Raw genomic sequence first — 13,410 nt, 5'->3', positions numbered from 1 at the left:
CTTTCCCAGCCAGGAAAATGCACCGGAAAACTCTAACCAAAACTGGTCCAGTTTGAAGGGTTCAGATCAGCATCAGCCGCAACTTTCTACCAGCGCCGTCGCTTATCCGATCCGACGACCATGTCTATTTTGTGGGGGAGAACGGTGTTGCCGGTGGTCATGTTGGCGATCGGTGCTTGTACGTTCGCAGGCCTGTCCACGTTTCAAAGCATATATGCCGAAACGCGCGGACTCTCACCGAATGTCTTCTTTCTGACATTCACCGTCACGACTGTCACATTGCGATTCTCCGTCGCGGGTATGATCGGTAAGTTGCCGCTTGGGCGCCTAGCACTCACCCTCTTCGTGACGACACTGATTGGGATCGGACTTTTGGTTTTGAACCCGGGAAGCGAGCTGCTGTACGTCGTCGCCACCGTTCTCTTTGCGATAGGCTACGGTCTCACTTATTCGACCTTGAATGCGATGGTGGTGAACCTCGCTGGCGAACGTGGTCTGTCAATCTCAACGGCCTCCCAAGTCTTTACACTCGCTTATTTTCGTGGGTTCGTTCGAATTCCCGTATCTCGGTGGCACATTAATTGCTGTTTATGGCATCGACGTTGCCATGCTCGTGATGGCGGGTCTGGTCGCTCTCAACATCGCAATCGCCAGTCAGACATTGTGGAGGGCGGTGTAGGAGACAGACGTCCTTCGATAATGATTCCCGTATCGCTGCCCACGTGCCCGCCCAACCAAAGGAAGTGTGTTTATGCAAGTGCTGGATCTCATCGGTATAGGCATCGGACCCTTTAATCTTAGTCTTGCAGCACTCGCGTGTCCGACGCCGCTGCGCACTGCCTTTTTCGAAAAGGAAAGCGGCTTCGATTGGCATCCTGGGCTGCTGCTGCCCAACAGTCGCCTGCAGGTATCTCCGCTGAAGGACTGTGTGACACTTGCAGATCCGACCAGTCCGTTTTCGTTTCTCAACTACCTCGCGGTGCATGGACGGCTGTACAGCTTCGTAAACCGGTGCGACGCGACCACGTCGCGAAGAGAGTTCACACATTATTTCCAATGGGTTGCGCATCAGTTGCCACAACTCCGGTTTGGGGAGGAGGTTACCGACGTAACCAGATTAGACGAGGGTTACCGCGTGACGACGACTCGAGATCACTACCATGCACGCTCAGTTGCGATTGGCGTCGGTGTCGTTGCAACAATTCCCGAATGCGCCAAACCTTGGCTGGGCGAGAAGGTCTACCATGTGGCGAGCTATCTGGATCGGCCACAAATCGACATCGGTGAACGCGTATTAGTCGTTGGTGGGGGGCAGAGCGGTGCGGAGGTTGTTGAACACCTATTGGGCAGTTCGGGTATCGGTAAAATTACATGGGTGACGTCACGCGGGAACCTGTTCACGAGGGATGACAGCTCTTTTATCAACGTGTCATACACGCCGTCTTACAGCCAGCGCTTTCATTCGCTGCCACTTAAAAAACGTCGCACTATTGTCGACGACGAAAAACTCACCAGTGACGGCATTTCAGCAGAATTGAGCAACCGCATTTACGAAACTATCTATCACCGCAGCGCGACTGGCAATATTGACGATGTCATTCAACTGCTACCCGCAGTCGTCATGAAGGAGTTGTCTCCTCATGCGGACGGTTGGCACGCGCTGTTGGCTTCGCACGGCACCTGTCAGCGACCGACTGTAGTGGCTGATCGGGTCGTACTCGCCACCGGTTTCGAGCCTCGCCCGCTAGCGTTTATCGATCGCCTATTGGCTTCCGCTTCTATGGAAGGCGGTCTGCCGGTCGTGAAGGACGATTACTCCGTTCAATTCGAGGACAACGCCCCCGGCCAGGTATATCTGCAAAACCGATCCCCAGTCCAAAGTGGCTTGCAGAGTGTGAATCTATCGCTCGTCGCCTACCGAAACGGTCGCATCATCAATAGCCTGCTTCGGCGTGAATACTATCTGAACGTCCCAGATCGGCCGATCCTTGGGTGCCTAGGTTTACTTCCCGCTCAAGAGACACAAAACGCAAGATAACACTCCAGTGCAGTGCAGCTCGGGGCGCCTGCTCACGACGCAGCTTTACCAGGCGGCTTTAAATCTAAAAAGGAGTTACACATGTTAACCAAAGAACAAAAATCAACATGGGATGACGTTGGATACATTAGGATTGAGTCATTTCTCGATCTAGAAAGCCGAGATAAACTTTCAGCTCTTGTGGCTGATGTTTCGTGCTGGGAGACAAGTGAAGACAAATGGCTGATATGGTTCGAAAAAACAACTGACGGTAGGAGGATCATTTCGAAGGTCGAAAACTTCCTCGAATTTAACGCCCCGCTGCGTGATTTACTTCTGGCTGACCACCGTATCGAGTCGATCGTCGAAGAGTTACTGGGGGAAGATGCCCGCATGCTCAAAGAGTTGCTGATCTTTAAGTACTCCGACAGCGGCGGCTATCGCCCGCATCAGGACATCTACCATATCCCACATAAGCTACCAGACCGGATGGTGCACGCGATTGTTGCAATAGGCATCGACGATTCCGGCCCAGACAACGGAGGGCTTTTCTTCAGCCCCGGGAACCACAAAAAGGGCGTGTTCCCAATGGACGCCGGCGGCGTAATGTACCCCGAGGTCGCGGACAGGCTGGCCTGGGAGCCCGTAACGTGGAAGGCCGGTGACATTTTCATCTTTGACGACTATGCCCCACATTACTCAAAGCCCAACAAAAGTGAAAATTCTCGAAGGGTGATTTATCTCGTGTTCCAGCGTGGCTCAACTGGTGGGCCAACGAGGGCCGAATACAACAAACTGAAACGCGCCTACAACCCTCCCGAGGGCAAGGTCTCCAACATCGACGAGCTCAAGCCGCCGAACGGCATTTTCTATCGCGATTGAAGGCAGAGGACAGAGGCAAACATGTATACGAAACAGATCGACCGCTCAATCATGCGCCAGGAGTATGGCGTTCTGGTGTGCCGGTTACTTGAGCATCTACCGCAGGCAGTCGCAACGGCTTTCGGCACATCGATTGTGGAGGTGGTACCTGGCGATGCGGTCGATCTTCATTCGCACCCAGAGCACGAACTCTGGGTATTGATCTCGGGCAGCGGCGTGTTTCAATCCGATGGAGAAACCTCCGCAGTCAGTGGGGACACGATGGTCTATATAGCGCCGCACCAAAAACACGCGATCAAAAATAGCAGCCCTCAAACCAGCTTAAAGTTCCTTTCGATATGGTGGGATTGAATTGAGAGCAAACCAACATACTTTTTTTGCCTGCTCGGCGCCGCCGTGCCCGAACGGCAAGCTGCATCTTGGGCATATAGGTGGCGTGTACCTTCTCGCCGACGTGTTCGTACGCTACCACCGCATGGTAGGCAACGCGGCCTATCACGTGACAGGTGCGGACGAACATGGCACTTACACGCTGGTGAAAGCCCGAAAGCTTGGCAGGCCGGTTGATGACGTCGCACACATGCACATTGAAGAAATTCTGCAGTGTCTGCGGTCAGTTGATATTGAACCGGACGTATTTGTAAGGACTTCAAGCGAAGACCACAAAGACCGCAGCTTGGCGATCTACGACCAACTGAGAGCGTCCGGCTACGTTGAGCTGCGCGACGGAGAGCAACTGTATTGCGGGACGTGCGAAGAGTTCGCCGCAGACTCACTCGCGGTCGGAGAGTGTCCAGCTTGTAACGCGCCAACAGATAGTAACCTTTGCGAAGATTGCGGCTCGGCGCTGCAACACAATCTACTACGCAACCCGATTCACACGACATGCGGCCAGAGCCTTATCTTGCGCCCGATTCGACAGGTTCATTTTGAGCTTGAAAAATTTGCTCCGGGGCTCGATCACGCCATTGAGGCGAGCGGATGGCCGGAATCCATAAAGCGCAAAGAACTTGACTGGCTACGGTCAAAACTGATGGCATTGCCGATGTCGCGGCATTTCGACCGTGGTGTGACTTTGAACTCCCCGGTGGAGGTGGCAGGCCAAACTTTAATGACTTGGTTTGAAGGATTGTGGTGCTACGAGACAGGAATCGAACGCCTCTGCAAGCAAAATGGCGCAGATCTCGATGACACTATGCGCAACGCGAGCACGAGACTCGTATTCTTCATGGGTCAGGATAACCGGTTTTATTACACGATCGGCGTTACTGCTAGTTTGTTCTCGCGCGGTTATGCGATTCCATACAACCATGCAATTCAGGACTTTTATAAGCTCGAAGGCGCGAAATTTTCTACTAGCCGTGACCACGCTGTGTGGGCTGACGAGGTGGCAGCAGATATCGACACGAACGTGCTGCGCTACTATTTGGCTAGCATCGCCAAGCCATTTGGCGCAAACGACAACGATTTTCTGATCGAGGGGCTGCTTCAGACCGCGGCTAGAATTCGTGCTTTCGAAACGGCTTTGCGCAAGTACGCCGGATGTAACGAGACGCTGACGGCCGACGAGCTGACAGTCGAGCAGAACCACAATGTTAAACGATATTCCGAAGCGGTGCAGGACTTGCGCGTCTGGGATGCCATGGACGCCATAGACGCCTTTTTCGACGTTGCGTCTTTTTCAAGGGCAGATACCTCAGTCAGCGCAGCGGAAGTTTCCGTATTTCTAAGCCTTCTTAATCCTGTGACCCCGATGCTTGCGGCGCGGTATGGTGCTTTCTTTTTCGGAGCCGGATGGCGGCCGGGGCTCGATGGCGGCACTATCCGGCCAAGCACCGGCTTACGCAAACCGGTTGATTTCCCATTGTTTAGCGACCCGATTCCGGAAGCCTTCATAGAGGCTTATGAAAGACGATTTAGGCAAGTCCGGCCGAATTCTTAGCTTTTAATGACGGCAACCGCTTTGACGATCCCGAGGCGAGTAACGCGGACGCCGACCGGATGACGGCATCTCGATAGCGGAGAACGCAAGGCGGCAGTCGGGCGACCTACTTCGTTCCGAAAGGCCCACGACGGCTTTCTGGCGTGCGACGGCGTCGCGCTTGGCGGCGGGCCTTTCTATTTTTTTTAAGGAGCTCGGGAAGTGGGGCCGTATCCAGGATCTGCTCGGCGAGCAGTCTCTTCAGTGTGGCGTTCTCTTCCTCAAGCGCCTTCATGCGCGTTGATCTTTTCATCACAAATTACTGGCACGCCACCAATATCTTGAACATGCTTCCAAACAGAAGGAGCCCGCCAGTCGATAGCCAGCGTACGGCAAAGCCTCTCCGGTATCGCGATATGATGAACCTACTTCCGCCCATCCGTTCACTAGCATTTCATGTCGCTCGGTGACGCCGCTCCACATCGCCTATTGCTAAGGTGCCATTCGATATTTAAAGTGGACTATCTGCAACTATAACGTCTATCGTAACTATGCGGCCTACTTAATTGATCACCAAACTAACCTAAGCCTTTTTGACGAACCTTCATTGGCTCTATGCTGGAAGGTTCTGTACTGGAAAAATCGATTGTTTGGATATAAAATATCCGTTGTTTGGATGTGACTAAAGATGCGTTTCAAGGGCCTTGATCTAAACCTGCTCGTTGCATTGGATGCGCTCACGACCGAGCGCAACCTAACGGCTGCCGCACGTAGTATCAATCTAAGTCAACCAGCAATGAGTGCCGCCATTGGTAGGCTTCGGGACTATTTCCGCGACGAATTGTTTACAATGAATGGTCGAGAACTTCGGCTGACGCCCCGTGCCGAAGGACTTGCCTCGGCAGTGCGTGAAACTCTCTTGCAGGTACAATGCTCAATCATCTCTTGGGAGCCGTTTAACCCGTCGAAGTCTGACAGATGCTTTAGAATAGTTCTGTCCGATTTCATGATGCTGATATACTTCAATAAAATCATTGAGCGAGTTGCTCGAGAAGCGCCCGCAGTCAGCTTTGAGTTGCTGCCTTTGGATAGTGATCCGTACGAGATGCTTAGCCGCGGTGACGTCGACTTCCTCATCGTGCCTGAATTTTTTCTCTCGGGCGCACACCCGAGCGCAAAACTGTTCACAGAGAAGTTTGTATGTGTAGCCTGTTCGACAAATGTGGACCTACCTTCAGCGCTGACGATCGAGCAATATGTCTCTACGGGACACGTCGCTGCCGCGTTTGGGCGCTTTTTGAAGCCATCGGTCGAGGGCTGGTTCTTGCTCGAGAATGGTATTCAGAGGCGGGTGGAGGTCGTCGTGCAAGGGTTTAGCTTAATACCACCAGTCCTGCGTGGCACGAACCGCATAGCTAACCTACCGCTTCGCTTAGTCGAGCATTACGAAAGTACTTTCCCTTTGCGGATCATCAACCTTCCGTTACCGCTCCCCGTCTTCACAGAAGCTGTTCAATGGCCAGCGCTCCATAATGCCGATCCAGGGAGCATCTGGTTCAGGGAGATATTGGTTGAGGAAGCTTCCCGTATGATGTCCTCCAACGCACCTAAAATACATGGGTTGCTACAACAATCCGGTTCCTGACCAAGGTTCCTGCTTGAGTAAGATCCGCCCGAGCCCGAATAAGTTCAACAGCCACCAAAGAGGCTTTTCAAAGGTATCCATCCGGGGAAGGCCGCTGACCTTGCCCCCAAGTCTTATCCAGTTTTGAGTTCGCTCCGACGGTTTTGGGTTGCTATATTTGCGGCGGTAGCGGCGGGTTGCGGTGCGGAGCAATTGTGGTCCCCCAGCACCCTTCGATTTGCCGCCGAAGGTGCTAGACAGCACGTCGCGCAATGGTCCGAAGGGCGGCCGATCGGCGACGGACGTAGCGCTCAGCTTCGTCGATAAAATGGCCTGCGGGTCACTCACAGGTGGTGCCGTCTTCAGCTAATCGGCCGCGTCGCGGGTCGTCGCTCCCAATGCAGCCCAGCTTCCTAGGTTTCAGGATGGTCACGGCAATCGCGCTGCCTCCTGAACCATTATATCTCGCATCCAGATATTTGCCGGATCTTTGTCGTGAAGTACCGGCCATTGGACTGCCTCGGTGAATGTCGGCAGCGCTATCGGGGGCGCAGTCATCCGCAATGGTATCGTGTCCTCAAAAAGCCCAACTAGTCGTAACGGAACGGTTGCGATGCGATCGGTGCCCATTAGGGCGGCGGGGATCATGCTAAAGCTTGAAACAACGACTTCGACCCGCCTCTTGAGGCCATGCTCCTGCAAGAAGCAATCTTCTATGGTAGGCTGCTGCGTCCGACCGAACCTAACTACCGCGTGCCCCATTGAAGAATACTCCTCGGCAGTAAGGGCTTCCTCAAGTTGTTTGTTATTACTGCAGCCGACGCAAGTCAGTCGTTCCTGAAATAGATCTATCTTAGGGTGCGCGCTCGACATGAATAGCGGTGGGCTAATAAGGAAGTCTACGTCGCCGCGTCGCAATAGCTCGTCTGGATTGTCAGTAAGAGGCAGCAAGTCAAAACTAATCCCGGGTGCTTCCCGCGCAAGACGCTCCAGTATCTTCTGAAAAAGAACAACTGTAACGAAATCGCATAAGCTTACTCGGAAATGACGATCTGATTGATCAGGAGTAAATTTATCCCAGGGTATGATATTGAGCCGAATATGCTGTAAAGCCTCACGAATCGCAGGCGCGAGGTCTTCCGCACGCGGAGTTGGAACGAACTCACGACCACGCATCGTAAATAGTTCATCGCGGAAATAGGAGCGGAGCCGGCGGACGGCTGCACTCATTGCGGGCTGGCTCAGATTAATGCTACGTGCCGCCGCAGTAAGGTTGCGCTCAATCATTAGTGCATCGAGCGCGACAAGGAGATTTAGATCGAGGCCCTTAAATCGCATATCTTTTAACTATCCAATAGTGCAGCCCATTCCACAATGGCTGTTCCTACGGCGATGGCTGAATTCGCCTTGGCGCTCCTCAATCGATTTGAGGGCGCGGCCACAGAGACTTAATCTCTGTGATCGGAAAGCAACCTGAGGCCAGTCCAGATTAAGCCATAACTCCAGAGTGAACGCTCGTTGCAGTGTAATAGGAAGCCTCCAATGGCAAATCACCAAACGCCAGCTGGCAAAGAAGATAATTAGCACCTGCTTCCTCGACATGATCGAGAAGATCTTGCCTAACTGAAGCAGCAGTACCAACTACGCACAACTGACAGTCTACTGCTGCATCAAAATCCGGCGGGAGGTTCTGAGGAGTCTGTATCCCGTTAATCTCGTACAGAAACCTAAAGCTCCGAAGCCACCGTTGATAAGCCGGGGCCGCGAGCGAAATGGCATGCTTCGTCGTGCTGCCGGCCACCACCATTCGGACCAACCCAAGGAACGGCGCCCGTTTCCTGCCCCCGGCGGTACGTCTCTCGTGTGCTCGGTAGGCATCAGTGATCTGGCGAACAGCAGAAGCAGGGCCCCCGCAGGCAAGATTTGTATCGTTCTCAGCCGCCCAGCGCGCAACCTCAGGACGACTGGTTGTAATCCATGTCGGAGGCTGAGGACGTTGGTGTGGCCGCAACATCAACGGGACTTTGTCTAGTTCAAAGTGGTCGCCTTTGTAGGAAAGAGCCTGAGCTCCTTCCTTCATCGCTTGGATGACGATCTCGCTGGCTTCGAGATAGCGCGATGTCGCCACCTCCTCATCAATACCGAAAAAGCTCCATTCGATTGGTAAGGAGCCGCGCCCCATGCCCAACTCGAGCCTGCCACCGCTCAGATGATCCAGCATGCAAATTTCTTCAAACGCACGTAACGGATGATAAAGGTTCAACAGCATAACCAAAGGACCGAGACGAAGATGCTGCGTGCGCTGAGCTACGCTTGCTAGAAATAGATTCGGCGAAGGTCCTCTGCCGTGGGGAGTACAGTGGTGCTCTGCGACGTGATATCCATAAAAGCCAAGGCGATCGCAGACCTCTGCCAACTTCATCCGATCTTCATACTGGCGCGCAATCTCCCTTCCGTCTTCGTCCAAATGGTCGAAGATACCAACCATCAGCTTTGCGGGAAGAGAGTTTGTCATTTAAATGTCTCCAAGTTTGGCGGCGAATTTTCGGTGACCAAGACCGGAGGGTTGCCCCGATGTCTTTCGCCAGGAATCATCGAAAAGCTGCTGGTTCTAAAAAACGATGCTGACGCCGATGAGCTGATCATAATACTCACGTTGAAATGACATTGAATCATTCGTATTCATGTATGACTTCGCGGTGGGTAACACCCCATCTCGCATACCCACAGCTCCGTTCACTTTTGAGAAGCCAAGGATTGGCAAAGATCGGATAGTGGTTGTTCAGCTTTTGTGGCGACCCAAATGTGTTAAAGCTGGTATTCGGTTTAATGCGACGAGGCTCCTGCAGTAGGCGAAGAAAGGACCCAGAGCTATGTCTCGGCGCTTGATTGGCAGACGAGAGCGCCTTCTGCAGTTCCATGTTGGCCATGTTCGTCTCCATTTACCGGCCAGGTCTGTGACCTTGCCCTCGGCTGCTCTCGGTGGAGCAACATCATGGGGTCCCCAATTCATAATCGAGGTGTTTAATAACATCCCATGGCTTCGTAAAATTGATTGTTTGTATGGCATTGATCCACCAGGTGAATAACCAGGAATCTTCACCGTCAAAGGGTTGCTGATCGAACTAGCATACGGTCGACCCAGGCGAGATCACGGCCCCTTCCGAAGGTGGAAGGATCAGGAGCCAGTGCGGTTTTGGCCGCAGCGCAACAGCGCCGATACCAGAAATAGATGTGACGCAGTTGGCTTCCGCGTCTTTCGTGCACGCTGTTGTATGTCCTTAACATTCCCCATCTTAACTTCATAGGATCACAGGTTTTACGATAGGGAAATTGCTCTCAACCCTTCAAACTGGACCAATTTTGGTTAGAGTTTTCCGGTGCATTTTCCTGGCTGGGAAAAGGAACGGAACACGATGAAGGCATCGCAGTTTTCGGACGCTCAGAAGGCGTTCATTTTGAAGCAGGGTGATGAGGGCGTCTCGATCGCGGAGATTTGTCGCAAGGCGGGGATCAGTCAGACGACTTACTTCAACTGGAAGAAAAAGTACGCCGGCATGTTGCCGCCAGAGATGAAGAGGCGCAAGCAGCTTGAGGACGGGAATTCGCGATTGAAGAAGATCGTCGCGGATCTGACGTTGGACCGTGAGATGCTGCAGGACGCCATCCGCCGAAAGCTCTAAGGCCTGAGGGGTAGCGGGAGGTGGTGTCATGTGCCGCGATTGGGCGATCTCGATCCGGCGTGCCTGTGGCGCGTTGAACTTCGATCGGTCGACCGATCACTACATCTCTCGCCGCGCCGAGGCCGGTCTAGACCTGTGAGCGCGGGTGCGCTACGGCTATCGTCGCGTGCATGTGCTTTTGGAACGCGAGGGTTGGGGCACCAACATCAAGCGAACCTATCGCATTTACAGGGACTTGGGACTGCAGCTGCGGAATAAGACTCGGAAGCGCCGTGTTAAGGCGAAACTTCGCGAGGATCGGCAAATGGCTGTCGGACCAAATGACGTGTGGGCGATGGACTTCGTGCACGACCAGCTCGCAACCGGAAAGAAACTGCGGGTCCTGACGGTGGTCGCCACCTTCTCACGCTATGTTCCCGCGCTTGATCCGCCTCACAGCTATCGAGGTGAAGATGTCGTGCAGACGTTGGGACGGGTGTGACGATTTTCGTTATAGTGCGCACTATGAGTCCGATTACGCAACATACGTATTGAACCCTCATTCTCTAATCGAGGCGCCGTTACGTGGAACCGCATTTCCTTTCCCGAGAAATAACCTACCTCACGGCATCTCTATGAAAGGTGACGAGGCGTTAGGTTTGACTGGCCCGTCCACGCGTCTGTAACGGCTGCCCGATCTTCCAAAGCATGCTTGTGTCGATCTCAAGCTCGACTCCAACCTTGCCCGCACCTGTGACTACGGTAGGATAAGAAAAAAGGGCGGTGTCGATCAGTACAGCGATCTTCTGGAGACCGAATGGTGATACGCTTCCTGACGGGTAGCCGAAGAGATCGAGTACCTGTTCTTTCTGAGCAAGCTCGGCTCGTTTCCATCCATACGTGCCAGCAACCGCTTTCATGTCAATCTTTGAAGGTGATGGCAGCAAAACGGCACAAAGGTGGCGCGCAGGATGAGACCGTCGCATCACATCGTTCGCTTTCTGCTCGGCAATAATCATCGTCTTTGCAACGCGCCCCACGGGAACGCCGATAGCGGAGGCTAAATCGGAAGGAGATGTAATAGGGGTGGCGAACTCACTATAGCGCCACAATCGTACCGTCGACGCTCCGATCTGGTGCAGTTCAGCAAGTACGTTCGGATGAACGTCCAACATAGTCGTTTCCTTCCGGTTCACCTGGTAGGACGATCGAGGATAGCTGTTTCAGCGACTGCGAGTACAGCCCTCTTGCGAGTAAGTTTCAGGCGGTTCGCTCCAAAAGCTGCCTAATGCGGCGGCGACCCTCGTTCCCAAAAATACTGAAGTAAGCCTCCAGGCACTTATCGCTATCGAGCATGAAAGGAGCATCATATTTGGTGATATGCCGAATAGCCAAGGCTGGAACCGTTGTGTCGAGCGGTCGAAACATCCTGTTGTGCAAACCGGGCTCCGGGCAACCTGGATAAAATTCACCGATCATGAAACCTTCCTGAATGAAGTCGGGCTTCAGCCGTTTTTGCAGTTGACCAATCCTGATGATCTCTCCTTCATCCTGTATTCCAGGAAGGGCAATGATAATGGCCTTATAGATCCAGTCGCCCGTTCGATCGTTGAAGGACTTTACGGGTTTCATCTGGCTGAAGACGGCGAGCATACGCGCCAAATCGTTTTCGATTTCGTCAACTGCAACAGCTTGCGACGCGGCAACCCGTAAAAGCCCCTTCGTCAGAGCCTCGGGAACGAAAGGGCAAACGCTCCCGTCCCGACCTAAATGAGGATGTGGATTGGAGAGGAATTCTGAGGCATACCGAGCAAATTTCTGAAGAGCTGCGTTTGCATACTCATCATAGGCGTTGTATCCCGCATCAATATTCTTTTCCAGAATTTCGCCCACTGTCATCAATGGACCAATCGTCCCGAAAGGTTGGCTGTAATCTTTCCAAATCTCTTTATTCATTTCGGATCCCTGGTTCGAAAAGCCACGTGCAAAACGGAAGGTCGGGCTCTTGCATGCCAGCTCGGGCGGCGGGCGAGCTGGTCGGGGGCCAATCAAGAGACCGACCTTCCATCGGAAGCGAAGCTCCCGAATTTTTGGTAGCACTCGTAGTTACACTTGTGTAACTGTTTTTTTAAATGGATGTGAAAACAAGAGCGGGGGCTCGTGCACGAGAAGGTTAGTCTCACGACCGCCCGCAAATTCTTATATTCGTCGTAGTTATGAAGACATACATATGATAAATGTCGCCGCGATGGGATCCGGTAACAGGCTTTGGGTGAAAACAGAACGACCCATTGCGCAGAGGCGTGGCCGTGGCGAAGACAACACGAAGAGAAATATATACGCCAGAACAGATCGACGTCGGCGTAAAGCATAAGCTTGAGAAAATTGACTCGTTTTTGTCAGATCTCTTTAGCGAAAATTCCGAAGAAAAACTATTCCTGAGGAATATTCTTGGATTGATGCTTAAAGTATATCATATGGACGCCAATAACAAACCCATGACGAAGATGCAGGCGTGTCGCTATCTGCCTTTCAAAAACCAGACTGTTTGCCAAAAGTATGTCGAGGCAGCGCATTTGCGTGGGTTCATCGACATCACTCGGGATAAAACGGACAAACGGCGTCTGATTGTTGTTCCAAAGGAGCCGTTGGTTGTCTATGTCAATGAATATATAGCTGACTTCCTTGATGACTGCCGTAGAGCGATTGACAGTGCCGCTCAAGTAGCTACGCTTCCTGAGGAAGGGATGGCAACGGCAAGTTCTTCATCTATTGATAAATCGCCAGCGTCTTCTGGGGCACCTGTGGGTTCCTCTCAAAAGAGAGTCGATCGAAAAGCCAGGAAATTTTAGCGAGTTTTATTGTGGGAAAGCAAAAGTAAGAAGCCGGTCTCGCGCGCGTTTATCCTTTCATCAATCAAATGTTTCCTCCGTAAACAAGCTTCATCGAGGTAACCCGCTTCGCTTAACCGGCCTGACGGCCGGTGCAGGCGCTGCTAGGGGGAGCGGCTGTATCGTCGTTTCGGCCAAGAAACTGCGCGGGAAGTTCGGCGGCATCCTCAGCCTTATCACCTTGGCATTTACGCTATCTTTTTAGGCGAGGCGGAAACCGCTGACGCGGTCCTCCATCTCTTGGTCGAGACAGTGTGACCTGCCACTGAATTTTCATCCTGCGTCTGACCTGCCACTGAGAATTTCTGAACCGCTCCCAAACGTTGGACCACCGGATGCTAGAGTTTCCGGCTTCATTCAGGGAGGCGGGCTGGTTGCGCCTCCCGAATTCACCAACGAGATCGGCACCTTGT

The 13,410-nt window shown here is 52.9% G+C and carries 10 protein-coding genes and 2 pseudogenes; 7 read left to right on the top strand and 5 right to left on the bottom strand.

Going from position 1 to position 13,410, the window contains the following annotated elements; translation table 11 throughout:
• The first annotated feature begins 751 nt into the window (after nt 1–751).
• The 4 genes from ATY29_RS29765 (at nt 752) to ATY29_RS29750 (ending at nt 4,841) form a co-directional block, all read left to right on the top strand.
• On the top strand, nt 752–2,038 hold the full coding sequence (locus ATY29_RS29765; RefSeq protein ID WP_097537481.1) for a lysine N(6)-hydroxylase/L-ornithine N(5)-oxygenase family protein: 1,287 nt from the start codon (nt 752–754) through the stop codon (nt 2,036–2,038).
• 81 nt (nt 2,039–2,119) lie between these two features.
• Complete coding sequence (locus ATY29_RS29760; protein ID WP_096478323.1) at nt 2,120–2,899, top strand: phytanoyl-CoA dioxygenase family protein; 780 nt, start codon at nt 2,120–2,122, stop codon at nt 2,897–2,899.
• 21 nt (nt 2,900–2,920) lie between these two features.
• Nucleotides 2,921–3,250, top strand: a complete 330-nt coding sequence (locus ATY29_RS29755) for a cupin domain-containing protein (protein WP_004677772.1) — start codon at nt 2,921–2,923, stop codon at nt 3,248–3,250.
• Between the two features lies 1 nt (nt 3,251).
• Nucleotides 3,252–4,841 carry a class I tRNA ligase family protein gene (locus ATY29_RS29750; protein WP_080956179.1) on the top strand — a complete coding sequence of 530 codons (1,590 nt, stop codon included), beginning with the start codon at nt 3,252–3,254 and terminating at the stop codon, nt 4,839–4,841.
• 111 nt (nt 4,842–4,952) lie between these two features.
• On the opposite strand, the pseudogene ATY29_RS38005 reads toward ATY29_RS29750, so the two are convergent.
• Nucleotides 4,953–5,118 (bottom strand): annotated as a pseudogene (locus ATY29_RS38005) (IS3 family transposase); the annotation flags it as partial.
• 390 nt (nt 5,119–5,508) lie between these two features.
• Here ATY29_RS38005 and nodD2 point away from each other — a divergent pair.
• Nucleotides 5,509–6,465 carry a transcriptional regulator NodD2 gene (gene nodD2 / locus ATY29_RS29745; protein ID WP_004677768.1) on the top strand — a complete coding sequence of 319 codons (957 nt, stop codon included), beginning with the start codon at nt 5,509–5,511 and terminating at the stop codon, nt 6,463–6,465.
• Nucleotides 6,466–6,873: 408 nt separating this feature from the next.
• On the opposite strand, the gene nodD3 is transcribed toward nodD2, so the two are convergent.
• Nucleotides 6,874–7,782 carry a transcriptional regulator NodD3 gene (gene nodD3, locus ATY29_RS29735; protein ID WP_004677763.1) on the bottom strand — a complete coding sequence of 303 codons (909 nt, stop codon included), beginning with the start codon at nt 7,780–7,782 and terminating at the stop codon, nt 6,874–6,876.
• Between the two features lie 151 nt (nt 7,783–7,933).
• Complete coding sequence (locus ATY29_RS29730) at nt 7,934–8,959, bottom strand: LLM class flavin-dependent oxidoreductase (protein ID WP_088940189.1); 1,026 nt, start codon at nt 8,957–8,959, stop codon at nt 7,934–7,936.
• Nucleotides 8,960–9,860: 901 nt separating this feature from the next.
• Between ATY29_RS29730 and ATY29_RS29725 the strand changes: the two are divergent.
• Nucleotides 9,861–10,605, top strand: a pseudogene (locus ATY29_RS29725) (transposase); the annotation flags it as partial.
• Nucleotides 10,606–10,759: 154 nt separating this feature from the next.
• On the opposite strand, the gene ATY29_RS29720 reads toward ATY29_RS29725, so the two are convergent.
• Both ATY29_RS29720 and ATY29_RS29715 read right to left on the bottom strand, forming a co-directional pair.
• Nucleotides 10,760–11,281 carry an aminoacyl-tRNA deacylase gene (locus tag ATY29_RS29720; RefSeq protein ID WP_004677747.1) on the bottom strand — a complete coding sequence of 174 codons (522 nt, stop codon included), beginning with the start codon at nt 11,279–11,281 and terminating at the stop codon, nt 10,760–10,762.
• An 85-nt stretch (nt 11,282–11,366) separates the two neighbouring features.
• Nucleotides 11,367–12,062 (bottom strand): DUF6875 domain-containing protein, encoded by a 696-nt coding sequence (locus ATY29_RS29715; protein WP_004677746.1) that lies wholly within the window; start codon nt 12,060–12,062, stop codon nt 11,367–11,369.
• 353 nt (nt 12,063–12,415) lie between these two features.
• On the opposite strand from ATY29_RS29715, the gene ATY29_RS37100 reads away from it, so the two are divergent.
• A complete protein-coding gene (locus ATY29_RS37100; protein ID WP_037174784.1) occupies nt 12,416–12,958 on the top strand; it encodes a hypothetical protein in 543 nt (180 codons plus the stop codon).
• Nucleotides 12,959–13,410 lie beyond the last annotated feature (452 nt).

This window comes from Rhizobium hidalgonense, assembly GCF_002914525.1.
In the GTDB taxonomy this organism is placed as follows: domain Bacteria; phylum Pseudomonadota; class Alphaproteobacteria; order Rhizobiales; family Rhizobiaceae; genus Rhizobium; species Rhizobium hidalgonense.
Note: the sequence above shows the minus strand (reverse complement) of the source record. Positions and strands in the feature narration are given on the sequence as shown.